The organism is Streptomyces aurantiogriseus (assembly GCF_014649375.1).
In the GTDB taxonomy this organism is placed as follows: Bacteria; Actinomycetota; Actinomycetes; order Streptomycetales; family Streptomycetaceae; genus Streptomyces; species Streptomyces aurantiogriseus.
Window position 1 is genome coordinate 401,528 of record NZ_BMSX01000003.1, and the last position, 19,512, is coordinate 421,039.

Genomic DNA, 19,512 nt, shown 5'->3' on the forward strand with positions numbered 1-19,512 from the left:
GGAATGCTTCCGTCCGTCTGCGGCCCCCCGACCGACGGTCTTCCAGAACGCTCGTGATCATTGCACGGCCCTTGGCGACGGGCCGGTTCCCAGCCGGTTCCCTCTCCGGTTTCCCGGAGTTTTCGCGCATGATCAAAGTGGGCCCACGAGCAAAGTAGGGCCGAAGTTAGCAGGTTCGGCATTTCCCCCGCAATGTGGTCTCGCCGTGATGATCCCCGCCGCAAGCGGAATCACATGTTCAGGTTATGTCGGGACGAAAGGTGTGCCATGATGCTCCGGCATGCCTGATTCCGGGGGGTTTCAAGGGGGAGGCCTCCAGGCTGCCATCAAGCCCAGAAGTGGGTGGGGGGATTCCGCATGGGGACTGCAATACCGCACACACGTGCGCGTGATGCGTCCGAAACTGAGATTTCCGAAGGTTCTTCTTCCGTTTCCCTGCAGACACCCGGGGATTCCGGTAGTGAACGGACCTCTATACGCGGGAGCGTGTTACGGAAAGATTTTCTCTGGGTTGCGCCCATATTCCTTGCCGGCCTTCTCGTGAGGGCTCTCGGAATCGGCAATTACCCATTCCCGAACGACGACGAGGGCACGTATCTCGCGCAGGCGTGGGCCGTACAGCACGGTGAACTCGCGCATTACACCTACTGGTACGACCACCCGCCGCTGGGCTGGATGCAGCTCGCCACCATGTCCTGGCTGCCCAACTGGCTCCTGCCCGACCTGCCCACCTTCGTGCAGGGACGGATCGCCATGCTGCCGGTGGCCGCGGCGGCGATGGTCCTGGTCTATGTGATCGGCCGACGCCTCGGGCTCGCCCGCCCCACGGCCGCCGCGGCGATGCTGCTGTACGCGCTGTCGCCGCTCGCCGTGGTGCTGCACCGGCAGATCTACCTGGACAACTTCGCCGTCCTGTGGGTGCTGGTGTCCTTCGCCTTCGCGCTGTCGCCGCGCCGCCATCTGTGGCACCACGTCGCGGCCGGCATGGCGTTCGCCATGGCGGTGCTCTCCAAGGAGACCATCGCCGTCCTGCTGCCCGTGCTGCTGGTCACCCTCTGGCAGGGCAGCCACCCCAGCACCCGCAAGTTCTCCTTCGCGGGCTTCGGCTCCGGGTTCGTCCTGACCGGCCTGTTCTATCCGCTGTACGCCCTGCTCAAGGGCGAGTTGTTCCCCGGCGCCGGACATGTGTCGCTGCTCGGCACGCTCAAGTTCCAGCTCGGCGGACGCGAGGGCAGCGGTTCGGCCTTCGAGGAGGGCACCGACGCCCACCAGCTGTTCACGGACTGGCTGGACCGGGACCCGTATCTGCTGATCGGCGGTGCCGCGGCGGCCGTGTGCGCGTTCGCGGTACGCCGGCTGCGGCCGGCCGCCCTCGCCGTCCTCGTGCTGACACTGGTCGCGCTGCGGCCCGGCGGATATCTGCCGCAGATGTACATCGTGCAGGTGCTGCCGTTCCTGGCGCTCACCCTGGCCGGACTCGCCCAGGCCGTGATCGCCCGTCTGCCCGGCAAACCGCACCTGCGGCCCGCCGCCGCCCTCGCGGCCGTGGCCGTGGCCGCGGTGCTCGCCGGACCGCACTGGTACGAGCGGGACCGCGCCGCCACCGCCGCCGACGACAACGGCGTCTACCACGACGCCGCGCGCTGGCTGCGCGAGACGCCCGTCGGCGACCGCGACCAGGTCCGCGTCGTCACCGACGGCGTGCTGTGGCTGGACGCGGTCGACGCCGGCTACCGCCCCGGCACCGGGGTCATCTGGCACTACAAGCTCGACCAGGACCCGGCGGTCACCAAGACGCTGCCGCACGGCTGGAAGGACATCGACTACGTCGTGTCCACCCCCGCCCTGCGCGGTGAGCGCGAGCATCTCCCCACCCTGCGGGACCTGTTCGCGCACGGCACCCCCGTCGCCAGCTTCGGCGAGGGCGGCGGCCGGATCGACATCCTCCGCATCGAGAACGACGAGTAACCGAGTGACGCACCACCTGTGGAACAGGGCCTGCCGATCCCGAGGCAGGCCCTCAGGGGGGCCCGTGAACAAGGGGGGACTCACCATGTACGGAGCCCGAAGACCAGCACGGCGGCATCTGCTGCCCCGCGGGAGAACACCGCGTCTGCTGCTGACAGCCCTCATGCTCTTCGCCGCCGCCCTCGGGCTCAGCCCGTTGGGCGCCCAACCCGCCACCGCCGCCACCAACCTGGTGAAGAACCCCGGCCTGGAGATCCTCGACGGGGCGTCCCAGTTCCCCCAGTGCTTCGAGAAGTCGGGCTGGGGCGACAACGACTACAGCTTCACCGTCACCGGCGACGCCCACAGCGGCAGCCGCGCCGTCCGTATCGAGCTGACCCGGCGCGGCGACGGCGACCGCAAGACGATGATGCTGGAGAACTCCTGCGCCCCGCAGGTCACTCCGGACCACCAGTACGACCTGTCGTTCTGGTACAAGTCCACGACACCGAACGTGGCCTTCACCCTCTTCCGGCACGACACCCAGCTCGGGTGGGTCTACTGGACCGACCTCAAGACCCTGGAACAGTCGGCCGGCTGGACCCGCACCGAGGTCCGCACCCCGGTCATCCCGCCCAACACCGACCAGGTGACCTGGGGCGGAGCCCTCTACGGGGTGGGCACCCTCACCACCGACGACTACGCGATGACGGACGCCACCGTCCCCTCCGACCCCGACCCCTGCACCACGGGCGGCACGGGACCGGAGTGCAAGGGCGAGTGGACCGTCCAGACCACGAAGATGCCGGTCCGGGCCATCCACTCGGTGCTGCTGCACACCGGCAAGGTCCTGCTGATCGCCGGCTCCGGCAACGACCTCGACATGTTCAAGGCGGGCACCTTCAAGACGTCGGTGTACGACCCCGCGACGGGCACCTACACCGACATCCCGACGCCGGAGGACTTCTTCTGCGCCGGACACGTCCAGCTCCCCGACGGCCGCGTCCTCGTCATGGGCGGCAACAAGGACTACGCCGCCCCCGACGGCAGCGTCGGCTACAAGGGCCTGCGGACGAGCTACGTCTTCGACCCGGCGCAGAACAAGTACACCAAGGTCAACGACATGCTGGCGGGCCACTGGTACCCGTCGGCGACCGCGATGGGCAACGGTGACGTCATCTCGCTGGGCGGCCTCGCCGAGGACTCCTCGGGCACGGTCGTCAACGAGCACTTCTCCTACGCCCAGAACAAGTGGCTGCCGCTCGGTGAGGCCAAGCAGGCCTGGTCCTTCTGGGGCCTGTACCCGTCGATGATCCTGCTCCAGGACGGCCGCCTCTTCTACACCGGCAGCCATGTCTTCGGCAACGGCCTGCCCGGAACCGGCGCCTCCGTCTACGACTACGACGCCGGGACCATCGCCGAGGTGCCGGGCCTGCGCAAGAAGGACGAGCGGGACCAGTCCATGTCGGTGCTGCTGCCGCCCGCCCAGGACCAGAAGGTCATCACCATCGGTGGCGGCAACCACACCGTCTCGCCCGACGCACACCGGCTCGTCGACCTGATCGACATGAAGGCCGACTCCCCGCAGTACGTGCCCGGGCCCAACCTGCCGCAGGGCCACTACAAGGACGGCACCCCGCAGACCGGCGACCAGGGCAAGGTCTACGTCTCCGCGGTCATCCTCCCGGACGGCAAGGTCCTGGAGACCGGCGGCGCCCTGCACACCTACCGCGAGGACCCCGTCTTCGAGGCGTCGATGTACGACCCGGCGACCAACAAGTTCGAGCCGGGCCTGGCGACCGACCCGGTCCCGCGGACGTACCACTCCTCGTCCCTGCTGCTGCCCGACGGCCGTGTCCTGAGCGTCGGCGACAACCCGGGCGACGGCTCCTTCGACCAGCGGGTGTCCCTCTACAAGCCGCCGTACCTGTTCAAGGGCGACCGGCCGCAGATCACGTCGATGGCCGGCAACAGTTGGGCGTACGGCACCTCGCAGCGCATCACGGTCGACAAGCCGGTGGTGAAGGCGTCCCTGATCCGCCCGGCCGCGATCACCCACTCCTCCGACCCGAACCAGCGCTACGTCGACCTGCCGATGAGGGTCGAGGGCAACACCATCGACCTCAGCCTGACCAGCAACCCGAACCTGGCACCGCCCGGCTGGTACATGCTGTCGGTGGTCGACGCGAACGGCGTGCCGTCGGTGTCGAAGTGGGTGCGGATCGGCGCGGACGGCCAGGTCGCCGCGGCCCGGGTCCAGGAGTTCGCGGAGGATCTGAAGGAGACCCCCGCGAGCGAGACGAGCACGGCCAGCCCCGAGAGCAGCGCCCACAGCGACCACCAGAACCACCAGGGCCACAAGGGCGTGAAGATGCCCGCCGGCTTCGACGGCTGCGACCACTCCTACGGCACCATCAGCCAGTGCGTGCCGTGGACCTTCCCGAAGAAGGTGAAACAGGTCGCCGAGCGGTGCGACTGGCTCAAGAAGCAGGGCTACGGCACCGGCCTGCAGGTCCACGGCCGTGACCGGCACGGCCTTGATCCCAACAGGGATGGCATCGCCTGCGGAAAGGGTGACGTGAAGAAGCGGTAGCAGCGCTAGCGGTTGCCGGCGAACTCCGCCAGGGCGCGCTCCACGATGGCCTCCAGCTGCTCGTGGTGCGCGCCCTTCCAGTACGCCCGCCCGCACTCCCGGCACTGCGCGAACACGTCGTACGACCGGTGCGTGCCGTGCTTCAGCTGGTCGGCGACCTCGTCCTTGGTGGCCTCCTTCAGCAGGCCGTTGCAGGCGGTGCACCGCGTCCACGGGTGCAGCGCGGGCGCGAACCGGTCGAGGACGTCACGGAGTTGGTCGTCGGGGCGGGTGCTGTAGACGAACGCGCCGGCCCACAGCTCGCGGCGGCGCAGCAGGCCCCGGTCACGGCTGAGCATGACCCGCTTCTCGGCCGCGGAGCGGGCGGCGAGCGCCGGGTCGCCGATGTCGGTCGACTCGTACGCCGTGTCCACGCCGAGCAGCCGCAGCCGGCGGGCGAGGGTGCCGAGGTGGACGTCGAGGAGGAAGCGCAGCGGTGCGCCCGGCACCTGCTGGGGGCGGGCGACCGGGCGGACGCTCACCGACTCTCCGTGTCCGGGGATGTGCGAGACCGGCACCTCCCGGCCGTCGACGACCAGGGCACCGACCTCGGTCAGCGGGACGCCGAGCGACTCGACGACATGGCCGAGGGTGGAGACTCCGTCGACGGCGAGGGCATGGGCGCCCCGGCGCCGGGTGTGCGGGACGAACAGGGCCAGCTCGGGGGCGACTTCGACGTGGATCTCGGGTGTGCTCACCCGGTCAGGATGGCACGGGGGAGGGGGGACGGTCTCAGGGCTTTTCTCCGGGGTTCTGCCGAGGCAGGCCGTGCTCCAGGACGTTCAGGGTGCGGTCGAGGAGGTCCTCGAAGTCGTCCCGGTGGCCGCGCTCGGCCCAGTACATGGACGCCTCCAGCAGACCGCCGACGAGGGACATCGCGTAGACGCGGACCTCCAGGCTGTCGGGGTCGCGGCCGGTGCGCTCGGCGATCGCGCCGCAGAACATGCGGCCGGTGACCGACATGCTCTCCATCATCCGTGAGCGCACCGCGGGCACCTGGACCAGCAGGTGGGTACGCAGCCGCGCCACCTCCAGATCGTCCTTGACGCCCATGCGGGCGGCCTTCAGCATCACGTACCGGACGGTGTCCGGCCATGGCTCGTCCACCGGGCGGGCCCGCAGTTCTTCCAGGAGGATCGGGTCCCACTCGTCCGTGAGGACGATGTCCTCCTTGGTCGGGAAGTACCGGAAGACGGTCGACGGCGACACCTCGGCCCGCTCGGCGATCTGGTCGATCGTCGTGGCGTCGTACCCCTGCTCCTTGATCAGCGCGTAGGTCGCGGTGCGGATCGCCTCGCGCGTCTTGATCTTCTTGCGCTCACGGAGTCCCAGTTGGGGGCGGTCGGCGGGGGAGGTGGTGCGTGCGGCCGTCATGGGGTTCATTGTCGGGCATCCGCCTTCGGGGCGGCCACGCCCGGCGTGGGGCTTTCCTCGCGGCGGGGCGTCCCCGGCAGGAACGCTGCGGCCAGCAGCGCGGCGGCCAGGGCGGCGACGCCGCACACGATCAGGACCAGGCCCATGCCGTGGACGTACGCGCTGTTCGCGGAGACGGCGAGATGCGCCGAGCCCGCCTTCTCCGCGATCAGGTGGGCGGCGACCACCGAGTCCCCGGCCGTGTCGGCGGTCCCGGCGGGCAGGCCGGTGACGTCGAGGCGGTCCCGGAAGGTGCTGGAGAGCAGGCTGCCGAGCAGGGCGATGCCGATCGCGCCGCCGACCTGGCGCAGCGTCATCAGCAGCCCGGAGCCGCTGCCGGCGCGGTCGGAGGGCAGGGTGCCGAGGGCGCCGGACATCGCCGGGACGAGTGAGAAACCGAAGCCGGCCCCGGCGACGGACAGCCACAGCGCGGTGAAGCCGTACCCGGAGTCCGCCGTCGTACGGCTGCCCAGGAGCGCGGCGAAGGCAAGCACCACCAGGCCCGCGCTCACCACGGCCCGCGCCCCGAAGCGGGCGACGACGGGCTGCGCGGCCCGCGCGGCCACCATCAGCCCGCCCATCATCGGCAGCAGCCGTACGCCGGTACCGAGGGCGTCGTGGCCGAGGACAGCCTGGAGGTAGGGCGGCAGGACGAACATCAGGCCGGACAGGACGAACATCACCAGGGTCGCCGCGAGCGTGTTGAACAGGAATCCGCGGTGGGCGAGCAGCCCCATGTCGAGCATGGGCCGCACGGCCCGCCGCTCGCGCAGCACGAGCGCGGCGATCAGTACGACGGCCAGGGCGAACATCGCGAGGACCAGAGGGTCGCCCCAGCCACGCGTGGGCGCTTCGATGATCGCGTAGATGAGCGCGCCGAGCCCGGCCGCGGTGAGCGCGGTGGAGACGGTGTCGACCTTGGGGGAGGCGGGGTCGCTGGTCTCGGGCAGCAGGAAGACGCAGGCGAGGATGCCGATCGCGGCCATCGGGACGTTGATGAGGAAGACCGAGCCCCACCAGAAGTGGCCCAGCAGCCAGCCGCCGATGATCGGGCCGAGGGGCAGGCCGAGCGTCGAGCCGGCGGACACGATGCCGACGGCCTTGGTGCGCTCCTCGGGTGCGAACAGCGAGGGCAGGACCGAGAGCGCGAGGGGCGTGACCAGCGCGGCTCCGACGCCCATCACCGCACGGGCGACGACGACCGCGTTCACGTCTCCCGCGAGCGCGCCCACGAGAGAACCGGCCAGGAAGATCCCGAGCCCGACGATCAGCATCCGCCGCCGCCCGAACCGGTCGCCCAGCAGGCCCGCCGGGAGCATCAGCGCCGCGAAGACGACGACGTACGCGTCCGCCATCCACTGCTGTTCGCCGGTGGTGGCGCCGAGGTCCTGCGCCATGGTCGGCAGCGCCACGTTCAGGATCGTCAGGTCGAAGCCGAGCGTCAGCATGCTCGCGACCAGGGCCCCGAGGGCCCACCAGCGGCGGGGGTCGGGTGAGGTGACAGTAGTCATGAAACTGAGAGTAGCTCTCAAAAACTAGAGACTGTCAATAGGGATCTGCTGTTGGCATACTGGCTCTGCTGTCGGCGTGGCGGGCATGCGAAAGGGCCACGGCTCGGAAGCCGTGGCCCTGGGGTGGCCCTCGGAAGAGGGCGGGAAATGATCTATGCGTGCTGGTACGCCACCAGCGAGATGCCCACGTAGTGCACGACGAACGCGGCCAGCGTGAAGGAGTGGAAGACCTCGTGGAAGCCGAACCAGCGCGGTGACGGGTTGGGGCGCTTGATGCCGTAGATCACGCCGCCCGCGCTGTAGAGGAGACCCCCGACGACCACCAGGACGAGTACGGCGATGCCGCCGGTGCGCAGGAAGTCCGGCAGGAAGAAGACGGCCGCCCAGCCCATCGCGATGTAGCAGGGGGTGTAGAGCCAGCGCGGGGCACCCACCCAGAACACCCGGAAGACGATGCCGGCGGCCGCGGCGGCCCAGATGCCCCACAGCAGCCACTGGCCCTTGGCCTCCGGCAGGAGCAGCAGGGTGAGCGGTGTGTAGGTGCCCGCGATGATCAGGAAGATGTTCGCGTGGTCCAGGCGGCGCAGGATGCCGTCCATGCGCGGGGTCCAGTCGCCCCGGTGGTACAGCGCGCTCACGCCGAACAGCAGGCAGGCGGTCAGGGCGTAGATGCCGCAGGCGATGCGGCCTCTCGTGGAGTCGGCCAGCGCGGTGAGCACCAGGCCTGCGATGAGGGCGGCCGGGAACATGCCGAGGTGCAGCCAGCCGCGGAGCTTGGGCTTGACCGGATGCGGCAGGGGGAGCGCGACGGGACCGCGGCCGTCGGCCGGCGGGTCCGTGGGCGCGTCGGGGGCGGACGCAGTCATGCGCCGCATCGTACCTACGGAACCGTAAGTTACGGGCCGATCCGGCGAGATGAGGGGCGAAGAGTGGCCATCATCTCATGCCGATCAGGGGTTACGGAGCGAATCCGGATGAACACGTGGCGAGCCTCACCCTGCTCATCTGTGACGTCCTCTGGACAGATGGGCTCATGCGTCGGATGATCAAATGAGTGCAGTCGGCACCGGATGAGCGCTCAGCAGCTCGCTGCGAAGCATCCGGGCCGCGGCCCCCACGGGGCAGACAAGAACAAAATCCCTCACTTAGGAGCGAACGTGGCGCGCGACATCGCGGCTCCCCCCGTCATCCCCACCCAGCATCAGGAACTGATCTCGTGGGTCAACGAGATCGCCGAACTGACCCAGCCGGACAACGTGGTCTGGTGTGACGGATCCGAGGCCGAGTACGAGCGACTGTGCGAGGAGCTCGTCCAGAAGGGCACCTTCCGGAAACTCGACCCGATCAAGCGCCCCAACTCCTACTACGCGGCCTCCGACCCGACCGACGTCGCTCGCGTCGAGGACCGCACCTTCATCTGCTCCGAGGAGGAGCAGGACGCGGGCCCGACCAACCACTGGAAGGCCCCCGCGGAGATGCGGGAGATCTTCACCGGTGAGAAGGGCGTCTTCCGCGGCTCGATGAAGGGCCGGACGATGTACGTCGTCCCGTTCTGCATGGGCCCGCTGGGCTCGGAACTCTCCGCGATCGGCGTGGAGATCACCGACTCCGCCTACGTCGCCGTGTCCATGCGCACCATGACCCGCATGGGACAGCCCGTCCTCGACGAGCTCGGCTCCGACGGCTTCTTCGTGCGTGCCGTGCACACGCTCGGAGCGCCGCTGGAGGAGGGCCAGGAGGACGTCCCCTGGCCGTGCAACTCCACCAAGTACATCTCCCACTTCCCGGAGACCCGCGAGATCTGGTCCTACGGCTCCGGCTACGGCGGCAACGCCCTGCTCGGCAAGAAGTGCTACGCCCTGCGCATCGCCTCCGTCATGGCCCGCGACGAGGGCTGGCTCGCCGAGCACATGCTGGTCCTCAAGCTGACGCCCCCGCAGGGAGAGTCCAAGTACGTCGCCGCGGCCTTCCCCAGCGCCTGCGGAAAGACGAACCTCGCCATGCTGGAGCCGACGATCTCCGGCTGGACGGTCGAGACGATCGGCGACGACATCGCCTGGATGCGCTTCGGCGAGGACGGCCGTCTGTACGCCATCAACCCCGAGGCCGGCTTCTTCGGCGTCGCGCCCGGCACCGGTGAGCACACCAACGCCAACGCGATGAAGACGCTGTGGGGCAACTCCGTCTTCACCAACGTCGCCCTCACCGACGACAACGACATCTGGTGGGAGGGCATGACGGAGGAGACCCCGGCCCACCTGACGGACTGGAAGGGCAACGACTGGACGCCGGAGTCAGGGACCCCGGCCGCCCACCCCAACGCCCGCTTCACCGTCCCCGCCTCGCAGTGCCCGATCATCGCGCCCGAGTGGGAGGACCCCAGGGGTGTGCCGATCTCGGCGATCCTCTTCGGCGGACGGCGCGCCACCGCCGTACCGCTGGTGACGGAGTCCTTCGACTGGAACCACGGTGTGTTCCTCGGCGCCAACGTGGCCTCCGAGAAGACCGCCGCCGCCGAGGGCAAGGTCGGCGAGCTGCGCCGCGACCCGTTCGCCATGCTGCCGTTCTGCGGCTACAACATGGGCGACTACATGGGCCACTGGATCGACGTGGCCAAGGACAAGGACCAGTCCAAGCTGCCGAAGATCTACTACGTCAACTGGTTCCGCAAGGACAACGAGGGCCAGTTCGTCTGGCCCGGCTTCGGCGAGAACAGCCGCGTCCTGAAGTGGATCGTGGAGCGGCTGGAGGGCAAGGCCGAGGGCGTCGAGACGCCGATCGGCATCCTGCCGACCAAGGAGGCGCTGGACACCAACGGTCTCGAACTCGCCGACTCCGACCTGGAGTTCCTGCTCACGGTCGACAAGGAGGTCTGGCGCGAGGAGGCCGCCCTGGTCCCCGAGCACCTCAACACCTTCGGCGACCACACGCCCAAGGAGCTGTGGGACGAGTACCGCGCACTGGTGCAGCGCCTGGGCTGAGCAAGCCCCCAAAACGCCGCGGCCGGCTCCGATCGTGCCCTGACCAGCAACATCGTCACGGTCGGCCGCGGTGACAGCACCACGGACCGGCGAGGCTTCGCACAACGGCGTGCGGGGCCCTGGGCCTGTCGTCACCGCTCCCCGTCCGCCCCGACGGGAGGCATGACGGCAGGCCCTCGCCTGTTCGGGACCTTGTGGCCGCGGTGTCCCGCTCCCCCGAACACCCACAGCCGCAGCAGGGTGAAGCGCAGCGCCGTCGCGGCGGCGTTCGCCACGATCAGTGCGGCGATCTCCACGCGCGGCGCGTCCGACAGGGTCCGGTGCGCCACGGCGAGAGCGCCGCTGCTGAGCGCGAGCCCGGCGACGAAGGCCACCAGCCCCTGGAGGTGATGCCGGGCGGCCCCCTCGGCGCCCTGCACCCGGAAGGTGAACCGGCGGTTGGCGGCGGTGTTGGCCACAGCGGTGACCAACAACGCGACCAGGTTGGCGGGCTGGGCGTCGAGCACCGGCCGGAGCGCCGTGTACAGGCCCAGATAGGCGGCGGTGGACAGCAGTCCGATGACCGCGAACACCGGCAGCTGCCGGGTGACCCGGGTGCTGCGGGGCGCGGCGGCGTGCCGGACGGGCTCGGCGGGGTTCGGCATCGGTTACGGCACCCGGGGTTCGTAGGACGTGTGTCTGTACGCGCTGAAACAGCATCAGATTATATGGTAACCGGGTAAAAGGGGCGCTTTGCTGCGCTCGCCCGTTCCAGAATGCGCTGGGATCGCCGAATGATCGATGTGAGCCACGACCCGACGGACCGGGTCGAGTCGTCCGTTGAGTTGTCGGTCGTCATTCCGATGTTCAACGAGGAAGAGGCATTGCCGGCGCTGGTGGAGCGGCTGCGGCCGGTGCTGGACGGAACCGGAGAGGAGTACGAGGTCGTCGCGGTGGACGACGGCTCCACGGACGGGACGGCCGAACACCTGGCGCAGCTGCGGGCCGGCTGGCCGCAGCTGCGGCTGGTACGACTGCGACGCAACAGCGGACACCAGGCCGCGTTGACCGCCGGTCTGCACAGCGCCCGCGGTGCCTACGCCGTGAGTCTCGACGCCGACCTCCAGGACCCCCCGGAGAAGATCCCCGAGATGCTCGCGCTGGCCCGCTCCCGGCACCTGGACATCGTCTACGGCGTACGTACCAACCGCTCCAGCGACACCGGCTTCAAGCGCCGCACCGCCGGCGCGTACTACTGGCTCATGCGCCGGCTGGTCGGCACCCATGTCTGCGCCCAGGCCGGCGACTTCCGTCTGCTGTCGCGCAACGTCCTCGACGCCCTGAAGGCCCTGCCCGACCAGCCGCAGGTGTACCGGCTCCTCATGCCCTGGTTCGGCTTCCCCAGCGGAGAGGTCACCTACCGCCGCGACCCACGCGTCGCCGGTCATACCAAGTACCCCCTGCGCAAGATGATCCTGCTGGCGGTCGACAGCATCATCGGCTTCTCCGTCGCCCCGCTGCGGCTGGCCATCTGGCTCGGCGCCCTCGCCTTCTGTGTCTGCCTCGGCATGCTCGTGTACACGCTCGCCGTGCACGCGGCGGGCGACACCGCCCCCGGCTGGACCTCCCTGATCATCGCCGTTCTCTTCGTCGGTGCCGTCCAACTCGTCTGCCTGGGCGTGGTCGGCGAGTACATCGGCCGCATCTACACCGCCGCCCAGCAACGCCCGACCTACTTCGTCGCCGACGACACCGCCATGGCCATCGCCAGGCAGGCCCGTAAGACACTGTGACCGAGCGGCCGTCAGGCCCGGGCCGGCTCGGCCGTGTTCCCGTCGGCGACCCGTCGGCCGGGCACGGCCGGCGCCTCCGGCCCGCGGCGCAGCTCACGGGCGGTCGCCCGGAGCAGGGGCAGCAGCGCCAACAGCATCAGCGCACTGTGCGCGGGCATCGACAGATACGGAGCCAGGTCCGCGGAGTTGCACTTCAGGTAGCTGCCGAACGAGGCGAGCTGCACCAGCACCGGCACGTACCAGAGCTGCCGGGGCCGTGCGAACGCGGCGATCACGGTGAGCACGTCCGCGACGTAGAAGTACCGCTCGTGCATCGAGGGCAGCAGGAACGGCACCACGATCGCGGAGCAGGCGGCCAGCAACACGATCCGGGTGTCCGTGAGTCCCGGCACACCGGGACCGGAGTCCGGCACGCCGGGCCGGCCGCGTCGCAGGGACCACACCGCCAGTCCGGTCAGGAGCGACACGAGCGTCCCCGCGACCAGCACCCCCGCGAAGCGCACACCGCCGGTGTCCCCGGGCACCGACACGAACTCGTAGACGGACGGCGCGTTGACGGACAGCAGCTGGTACGTGTTCGTCTGCCGGGCGTAGACCGTCAGCAGCCGCCACGGGTCGGCGCCGAGCACGAGGGCCGGGACGTCGAGCACGAGGTACGCCCCCGGAACGGCGAGCAGGCACCGCCACGGCACCCGCTTCACCAGCACCAGGACGAGCAGGAAGGGGAAGAGGAAAACGGTCTGGAACTTGACCGCCAGCGCGATCCCGAAGAACGCGCACGCCCACCACGGCCGCCGGCCCAGCACATGGTGGATCCCACCGACCAGGAAGGCCGCGTAGATGCTGTCGCACTGCCCCCACCACCCGCTGTTGGTGACGACGGTGGGCAGGAAGAGCACCACCGCGGCCGCGCCGAGGGCCGCCCGGGAGGAGGTGGGCCGGAGCCGGGACATCATCCGGAAGGTGTAGTACGCCAGCGCCAGGTCGAACAGGATCGAGATCCACTTGATGCCCGCCAGCGCCGGCAACGGCAGGTAGGTCAGCGCGGCCAGCAGGTAGAGGTAGGGGACGTTGTAGTCCGAGAAGCCGGGGTCGGCGAGGGCGTGGAACCCCCCGTGGCTCGCGATGTGGCGGTACCAGGGATCGAGAAAGGTGCGGTAGTCCAACGACTCGCCGGGCATCAAGAAGACGCGCGCCGAGAGGGCTGCCACGACCGTGGTGTACACGGTCAGCGTCAGCACCGTCGGATCGGCCGGGTGCCGGCGTGGGGCCTCGGTGCTCGACGTCATCGGGTGCTCCCTGCCGGGCTCGGTTCGGGTGAGGGGCTCAGGGAATCCCGGAAGGATTCCGGCACGTGGGAACGGAGCGAGGGATCGGCCGCGACGGCACGACGGTATTCGTCCGCCGCTTCCTCGTCACGATTCTTCTTGGCCCAGATGTCTGCGAGGTGCAGATGTGCCGTGGTCGCTTGTGGATTGGCGCCGATGGCGCGTTCCAGGAGCCCCATGGCACGGTCGGGATCGCTCGATTTCAGCAGGAGCGCCTCGTTGAAGAGAGCCGACTCGAATGCCGGGTCGATCTTCAGGGACTTTTCGTAGGCCGCACGGGCATCGGCCGTCCGGCCGTCCTCGTGCGCGATGACTCCCAGGTTGTACCAGGCGAGCTTGTTCTGCGGGTCCAGTTCCAGCACGCGCCGATAGGTACGGGCAGCTCCCTTGGAATCGTGGGTCTGCTGCTGCAGAACGCCGGTCTGCAGAAGTGCGTCGACATTCTCGAGTGTCTTTTTCGGCGCGGGCTGGGCCTTGGATTCCGGGGCCGCTGCCGAGGAGGAATGAATCGCCCACACCATCATTCCGGTGGCTGCCGCAGCCGCACCGGAGAGCACCATCAACAATCGCCTGCGTTTCACCGTGTCACGTTACGAAGTCATGTTGACGGTGCCGCCGCTCGGCGGGCACTCGGGTGCGCGGTCCACCCGAATGTACGCAGGGAATTACACAGATCTGCGCAGGGAAACGCACACAAAAAATGGCGCCCGGTCCGCGCGTCGCTGCGGGTGCACGCGGACCGGGGCCGTTCACGGGACCCCGGGAGGGGTCAGCCGGCGGTGGTCAGTTTCTGTTCCGCCAGCGCGGCGGAGTGCGCGTCCATGCGCTCCGCCGCCAGGATCGCCGCCGCCGTGTCCGCGCGGGACGCCGCGACGACGAGCGCGCGGCCCGCCAGGGTGTGCGCCCGCTCGTGAAGGGCCGCCGACGGCGGCTCGGACCGGTCGGCGGCCGGGGTCGTACGGACCGGCGTCCGCCCTCCCCGCAGCCGGGCCACCTGCTGCGCGAGCCGTTCGGCCGCGGTGTCCAGGTCGGTGGACGGTGCCAGCGCGCGCAGCTCGTCGGTGACGGCGAGCAGCGCCGCGAGATGTCCCGCGAGCTGGATGTCCAGCTCCTCCTCGCGGGACCGGTGGGGGAAGTCGGAGGTGGTGCCGGCCATCGTGCTGTGGACCGACTTGGTACGGATCGGTTCGTACATGAGGATGGCCTCCCGTGCTCTGACAGGAAGCCATCCTAGCTTAGATTTCGTCTAAAGTTGAGCGGATCGCAAAACCGGACCGTTCCATCACCGGTCGTGAGCGTCAGGGCTGGCCGTAGCCGTCCAGGAAGCGCCCGATCCGGCCCACCGCGTCCCGCAGGTCCGCCACCGTCGGCAGCGTCACCACCCGGAAGTGGTCCGGCTCCGGCCAGTTGAAGCCGGTGCCCTGCACGACCATGATCTTCTCCCGTCGCAGCAGGTCCAGGACCATCCGCCGGTCGTCCTTGATCTTGAACACCGTCGGGTCGAGACGCGGGAAGAGGTACAGCGCCCCCTTCGGCCGGACGCACGTCACACCCGGGATCTGCGTCAGCAGCTCGTACGCCGTGTCCATCTGCTCCTTGAGCCGCCCGCCCGGCAGCACCAGGTCGTTGATGGACTGCCGTCCGGTGAGCGCGGCCACCACGCCGTGCTGGCCCGGCATGTTCGCGCACAGGCGCATGTTCGCCAGGATCGTCAGACCCTCGATGTAGGAGTCGGCGTGCGCGCGGGGGCCGGAGATGGACATCCAGCCGACCCGGTAGCCGGCCGCCCGGTACGCCTTCGACATACCGTTGAAGGTGAGGGTGAGCAGGTCGGGGGCGACCTTCGCGGTGGGGGTGTGCGTGGCGCCGTCGTAGAGGATCTTGTCGTAGATCTCGTCCGAGCAGACGAGCAGGTTGTGGCGGCGGGCGATGTCGGTCAGGCCCCTGATCATCGCCTCGTCGTACACCGCGCCCGTCGGGTTGTTCGGGTTGATGATGACGATCGCCTTGGTGCGGTCGGTGACCTTGCGCTCGACGTCCGCGAGGTCCGGCATCCAGTCGGACTGCTCGTCGCAGCGGTAGTGGACGGCCGTGCCGCCGGAGAGGGAGACGGCGGCGGTCCACAGCGGGTAGTCCGGCGCCGGGACGAGGACCTCGTCCCCGTCGTCCAGCAGCCCCTGCATCGCCATCACGATCAGCTCGGAGACGCCGTTGCCGATGAAGACGTGCTCGACGTCGGTCTCGATGCCCAGGGTCTGGTTGTGCATGACCACCGCCCGGCGCGCGGCCAGCAGGCCCTTCGCGTCGCCGTAGCCGTGCGCCGACGAGACGTTGCGGAGGATGTCCTCCAGGATCTCCGGCGGGCACTCGAAGCCGAACGCGGCCGGATTTCCGGTGTTCAGCTTGAGGATGCGGTGCCCCGCCGCTTCCAGGCGCATCGCCTCCTCGAGAACCGGGCCCCGGATCTCGTAACAGACATTGGCGAGCTTGGTCGACTGGATCACCTGCATGTCTGGGAGCTTAGGGCTCGTTCACGCCTTCCGGAGGGTGTTTTCCGCCACGTGAGACACCCGCTTTGGGGGGATATCGGCGTCCGCTGTCCCAGTCGCCCCACGGGTATCTACAATCCGCGGCCATGTCCAGGCCAGGTCAGAGTGGGAACCCCCGGGTGCAGCCGAACGTGTACCTCCCGGATGAGGGGGCGGCGCCGGCGTACGAGGAGTACATGGATCCAGCCGCCGCGCACGGCTGGCAGAACGCGTACGACGAGACGACGAGGTTGCCTCGGGTCATGGAGGGTGGCTCCGCGGTCGGCTCCGCCGGTGGGGCGGGTGGTCGTGCGGACCGGCGTCGCGCCGCTCGCCGGCCGCGGCGGGTGGCGGTCGCCGTGGGGGCGCTGGGGGCTGTCTCCCTGGCTGCGGTGATCGCGGGGGTGGCCTTCTCGGGAGGCTCTGAGGGCGAACAGCCGGGGACGCGGGGAGGTACGCGGTCGGCGCCGGGGGAGTCGGTCGGGTCTGCGCCCGCGTCCGCGTCTGCGCCCGCGTCCGCGCCCGGGGGCGCGGACGCGGGTCCGACGCGCGGCGCGTCGGCCGGGGCGACCCCTACGGCGGGGGCTACGGCGTCCAAGGTGCCCGCGCCCACCTCCTCGGCCGGTGCTCCGGCTTCCACGGCGGCTGCGGCGACCTCCGCTCCTGCGGCCCCCTCCGACAAGGGGAACGGCAAGGGGCGTGGACAGGGGGCCTCCAAAGGGCCTCGGTAGGTGAGTGGCGCCGGTGGCTGAAATGTGATCCTTGTTCTCCCCTCTTCGCGCGTTGAAAATGCGCATGACAAATCAGCGGGCGGCCGGAAGATCTCCGGTCGCCTTGTCGTAAGAGGGGACCCCCACATGAGAAAGCCTCTCGTTGCCGCGCTCTTCGCCCTGGCGATCGCCGGGGCCGGTGCGGCACCCGCGGTCGCGGCGCCCGTGAGCGCGGCTCCCGCGGCGGCGGAGAAGGCGGACGCCAAGGCCGCCTCGCCGAAGCTCCAGGCCGTGACCCTCGCCGGGACGGTCGCGCTCAGCAACTGTTCCGGCTCCGTCGTGCGCTTCCCGAACTCCCTGGACACCGCCCCGGCGCTCGTGCTGACCAACGGGCACTGCCTGGAGACCGGGTTCCCGGGGCCCGGCGAGGTGATCGTCAACCGGGCATCCACCCGCACCTTCGGCCTGCTCAACTCCGCCGGCACCCGGGTCGCGACCCTGCGCGCCAGCAAGATCGCCTACGGGACGATGACCGACACGGACGCCGCCCTCTACCAGCTCACCACCACCTACGCGGCGATCCGGAACTCGTACGGGATCAACGCGCTGACCGTGCAGGACACGCACCCCACGGCCGGGACCGCGATCACCGTCGCCTCGGGCTACTGGAAGCGGCTCTACAACTGCAACATCGACGGGTTCGTGTACCGCATGAAGGAGGGCGACTGGACCTGGAAGGACTCGGTCCGTTACACCTCCGCCTGCAACACCATCGGCGGCACCTCGGGCTCGCCGGTCGTCGACCAGGCCACCGGCAAGGTCGTCGCCGTCAACAACACCGGCAACGAGGACGGCGAGAGCTGCACGGTGAACAACCCGTGCGAGGTCGACGCGAGCGGCAACGTCACCGTCCGCCAGGGCATCAACTACGCCCAGCAGACCTACCAGTTCCCGGCCTGCTTCACGACCGGCAACCAGCTGAACCTGAGCGCGAGCGGGTGTGTCCTGCCCAAGCCGTGAGGCGATGAGGAGGGGCGTTCCGTCACACGGGACTGCGACGGACCGCCCGCCCCGCCAGCACGTCCGTCCGCCGCCCGTCCTCGATCACGAAGCGTCCGTCGACCAGGACGTACGGGATGCCGGTCGGGAGCGTGCGCGGGGCGTCGTAGGTGGAACCCGCCGCGACCGTCCGTGGGTCGAACAGCACCAGGTCCGCGCGGTGGCCCTCCCGGATCAGGCCCCGGTCCGGCAGCCGGAGGCGGGCTGCCGGGCGCCCGGTGAGATGAGCGACGCACTCCTCCAGTGACAGGACCCCCAACTCCCTCACGTAGTGGCCGAGGTAGTGCGGGAACGTGCCGTAGGCGCGCGGGTGCGCCTTGGCGCCCTGGAGGACGCCGTCCGAGCCGCCCGTGTGGACGCGGTGGCGCATGATCGTGCGCACGTTCTCCTCGTGGCCCACGTGCTGGAGGATCGTCGGGGCCAGCCGGTCGTCCAGGAGCAGGCGACGGGCCGTCGTCCAGGGTGTCTCGCCGCGCAGGGCCGCCGACTGCTGGATGGTGCGGCCGACGTGGTCGGCCAGCCGCGGGTCGCCCACGCCCGAGATCTCGATCGTGTCCCATTCCACCGGCACGCCGTGGCAGCCGTCGGCGCCGGTCACCTCCAGGTCGTGGCGGATGCGCTGTGCCGTCTCCTCGTCGGCGAGGCGGCCGAGGATCGCCTCGGGGCCGCCCTCGCTCGCCCAGCTCGGCAGCAGGGCGACGAGGGTGGTGCAGCCAGGGGTGTAGGGGTACGTGTCGAGGGTGATGTCGGAGCCTGCCGCCAGCGCGTCGTCCAGGAGGGCCAGCAGCTCGGGCGCCCGGCCCTTGTTCACGCCGAAGTTCATGGTGGCGTGGGTGAGATGGAGGGGGCAGCCGGCTTCCCGGGTCAGCTCCACCATCTCCGCGTACGCTTCCAGCGCCCCGGCTCCGTACGAGCGGTGGTGCGGGCAGTAGTACCCCCCGTACTCCGCCACCACCCGGCACAGCTCGGTCAGTTCGGCGTCCCTGGCGTACATGCCGGGCGTGTAGGTCAGGCCGGACGACAGGCCGACCGCGCCCTGCTCCATCCCCTCCGCGACCAGACGCCGCATCCGGTCCAGCTCCCGGGGTGTCGCCTCGCGGTCCTCCCAGCCGACGGCGAGCGCGCGGACCGTGCCCTGCGGGACGAGGTAGGCGGCGTTCACCGCGATCCCCCGGCCCTCGAAACCGAAGTCCAGACGGTCCAGGTACTCGCCCACCGACCGCCAGTCGAAGTCGATGTCGTCACCGTGGCCGTTCCAGCCGGCGATCGCCCGGCGCACCCCCTCCAGCGTGCGGTCGTCGACCGGGGCGTACGACAGGCCGTCCTGGCCGAGGACTTCCAGGGTCACGCCCTGAGCCGCCTTCGCGCTGTGGTCGGGGTCGCGCAGGAGGGCGAGGTCGCTGTGGGCGTGCATGTCGATGAAGCCGGGGGAGAGGACGAGCCCTTCGGCATCCAACTCCCTTGTGGCCTTCGGGCGTTGACAACCCGCCGCCGCGGCCTCCTGGACGATCGCGACGATCCAGCCGTCGTCGACCACCACATCGGCGCGGTACGACGGCCCGCCGGTGCCGTCGACGACGTCCGCGTCCCGGATGACGAGGTCTTCCATACCGGTGCCTCCTGTCGGTCCT

At 69.8% G+C, this 19,512-nt stretch carries 15 protein-coding genes; 5 read left to right on the forward strand and 10 right to left on the reverse strand.

Annotation, left to right across the window (positions count from 1 at the left end; genetic code table 11):
* Positions 1-540: 540 nt before the first annotated feature.
* The gene (locus tag IE263_RS08395; protein ID WP_189933885.1) at positions 541-1,968 is read left to right on the forward strand and encodes an ArnT family glycosyltransferase; all 1,428 of its coding nucleotides are present in this window, start codon (positions 541-543) and stop codon (positions 1,966-1,968) included.
* A gap of 163 nt (positions 1,969-2,131) precedes the next feature.
* A complete protein-coding gene (locus IE263_RS08400) occupies positions 2,132-4,540 on the forward strand; it encodes a galactose oxidase early set domain-containing protein (RefSeq protein ID WP_229910871.1) in 2,409 nt (802 codons plus the stop codon).
* 5 nt (positions 4,541-4,545) lie between these two features.
* Here the strand turns inward: IE263_RS08400 and IE263_RS08405 are convergent, their stop codons facing one another.
* The 4 genes from IE263_RS08405 to trhA all read right to left on the reverse strand — a co-directional run bounded on the left by IE263_RS08405 (position 4,546) and on the right by trhA (position 8,369).
* Positions 4,546-5,277 (reverse strand): Mut7-C RNAse domain-containing protein, encoded by a 732-nt coding sequence (locus IE263_RS08405; RefSeq protein ID WP_189933887.1) that lies wholly within the window; start codon positions 5,275-5,277, stop codon positions 4,546-4,548.
* A 34-nt stretch (positions 5,278-5,311) separates the two neighbouring features.
* Positions 5,312-5,953: a TetR/AcrR family transcriptional regulator gene (locus IE263_RS08410; protein WP_444545093.1), complete on the reverse strand. Its 642-nt coding sequence runs from the start codon at positions 5,951-5,953 to the stop codon at positions 5,312-5,314.
* 5 nt (positions 5,954-5,958) lie between these two features.
* Positions 5,959-7,503, reverse strand: a complete 1,545-nt coding sequence (locus IE263_RS08415) for a DHA2 family efflux MFS transporter permease subunit (protein ID WP_189933891.1) — start codon at positions 7,501-7,503, stop codon at positions 5,959-5,961.
* A gap of 152 nt (positions 7,504-7,655) precedes the next feature.
* On the reverse strand, positions 7,656-8,369 hold the full coding sequence (trhA, locus tag IE263_RS08420) for a PAQR family membrane homeostasis protein TrhA (RefSeq protein WP_189933893.1): 714 nt from the start codon (positions 8,367-8,369) through the stop codon (positions 7,656-7,658).
* A gap of 291 nt (positions 8,370-8,660) precedes the next feature.
* Here trhA and IE263_RS08425 point away from each other — a divergent pair, with 291 nt between their 5' ends.
* The gene (locus IE263_RS08425; RefSeq protein ID WP_189933894.1) at positions 8,661-10,484 is read left to right on the forward strand and encodes a phosphoenolpyruvate carboxykinase (GTP); all 1,824 of its coding nucleotides are present in this window, start codon (positions 8,661-8,663) and stop codon (positions 10,482-10,484) included.
* 131 nt (positions 10,485-10,615) lie between these two features.
* Here IE263_RS08425 and IE263_RS08430 read toward each other — a convergent pair whose 3' ends face one another.
* Entirely contained in the window at positions 10,616-11,128 is a 513-nt protein-coding gene (locus IE263_RS08430; RefSeq protein WP_189933896.1) for a GtrA family protein, read from the reverse strand.
* A 129-nt stretch (positions 11,129-11,257) separates the two neighbouring features.
* On the opposite strand from IE263_RS08430, the gene IE263_RS08435 reads away from it, so the two are divergent.
* A complete protein-coding gene (locus IE263_RS08435) occupies positions 11,258-12,256 on the forward strand; it encodes a glycosyltransferase family 2 protein (RefSeq protein WP_189933898.1) in 999 nt (332 codons plus the stop codon).
* 11 nt (positions 12,257-12,267) lie between these two features.
* On the opposite strand, the gene IE263_RS08440 is transcribed toward IE263_RS08435, so the two are convergent.
* From IE263_RS08440 to IE263_RS08455, 4 genes are all read right to left on the reverse strand, one after another.
* Complete coding sequence (locus tag IE263_RS08440) at positions 12,268-13,545, reverse strand: glycosyltransferase 87 family protein (RefSeq protein WP_189933900.1); 1,278 nt, start codon at positions 13,543-13,545, stop codon at positions 12,268-12,270.
* On the reverse strand, positions 13,542-14,165 hold the full coding sequence (locus IE263_RS08445; protein WP_189933902.1) for a tetratricopeptide repeat protein: 624 nt from the start codon (positions 14,163-14,165) through the stop codon (positions 13,542-13,544). The genes IE263_RS08440 and IE263_RS08445 overlap by 4 nt, the downstream gene beginning before the upstream one ends.
* A gap of 188 nt (positions 14,166-14,353) precedes the next feature.
* Positions 14,354-14,779, reverse strand: a complete 426-nt coding sequence (locus IE263_RS08450) for an SCO4983 family protein (protein ID WP_189933905.1) — start codon at positions 14,777-14,779, stop codon at positions 14,354-14,356.
* Between the two features lie 103 nt (positions 14,780-14,882).
* Entirely contained in the window at positions 14,883-16,094 is a 1,212-nt protein-coding gene (locus IE263_RS08455; RefSeq protein ID WP_189933907.1) for a pyridoxal phosphate-dependent aminotransferase, read from the reverse strand.
* Between the two features lie 875 nt (positions 16,095-16,969).
* Here IE263_RS08455 and IE263_RS08460 point away from each other — a divergent pair.
* The gene (locus IE263_RS08460; protein WP_189933909.1) at positions 16,970-17,842 is read left to right on the forward strand and encodes a trypsin-like serine peptidase; all 873 of its coding nucleotides are present in this window, start codon (positions 16,970-16,972) and stop codon (positions 17,840-17,842) included.
* Positions 17,843-17,864: 22 nt separating this feature from the next.
* Here IE263_RS08460 and IE263_RS08465 read toward each other — a convergent pair whose 3' ends face one another.
* Complete coding sequence (locus IE263_RS08465; RefSeq protein WP_189933912.1) at positions 17,865-19,490, reverse strand: N-acyl-D-amino-acid deacylase family protein; 1,626 nt, start codon at positions 19,488-19,490, stop codon at positions 17,865-17,867.
* Positions 19,491-19,512: the final 22 nt, after the last annotated feature.

Coding starts and splice junctions, on each gene's coding strand:
- IE263_RS08400 (WP_229910871.1), top strand. CDS start 2,132: ATGCTCTTCGCCGCCGCCCTCGGGCTCAGCCCGTTGGGCGCCCAACCC.
- IE263_RS08410 (WP_444545093.1), bottom strand. CDS start 5,953: ATGACGGCCGCACGCACCACCTCCCCCGCCGACCGCCCCCAACTGGGA.
- IE263_RS08415 (WP_189933891.1), bottom strand. CDS start 7,503: ATGACTACTGTCACCTCACCCGACCCCCGCCGCTGGTGGGCCCTCGGG.
- trhA (WP_189933893.1), bottom strand. CDS start 8,369: ATGACTGCGTCCGCCCCCGACGCGCCCACGGACCCGCCGGCCGACGGC.
- IE263_RS08430 (WP_189933896.1), bottom strand. CDS start 11,128: ATGCCGAACCCCGCCGAGCCCGTCCGGCACGCCGCCGCGCCCCGCAGC.
- IE263_RS08435 (WP_189933898.1), top strand. CDS start 11,258: ATGATCGATGTGAGCCACGACCCGACGGACCGGGTCGAGTCGTCCGTT.
- IE263_RS08440 (WP_189933900.1), bottom strand. CDS start 13,545: ATGACGTCGAGCACCGAGGCCCCACGCCGGCACCCGGCCGATCCGACG.
- IE263_RS08450 (WP_189933905.1), bottom strand. CDS start 14,779: ATGTACGAACCGATCCGTACCAAGTCGGTCCACAGCACGATGGCCGGC.
- IE263_RS08455 (WP_189933907.1), bottom strand. CDS start 16,094: ATGCAGGTGATCCAGTCGACCAAGCTCGCCAATGTCTGTTACGAGATC.
- IE263_RS08460 (WP_189933909.1), top strand. CDS start 16,970: ATGAGAAAGCCTCTCGTTGCCGCGCTCTTCGCCCTGGCGATCGCCGGG.
- IE263_RS08465 (WP_189933912.1), bottom strand. CDS start 19,490: ATGGAAGACCTCGTCATCCGGGACGCGGACGTCGTCGACGGCACCGGC.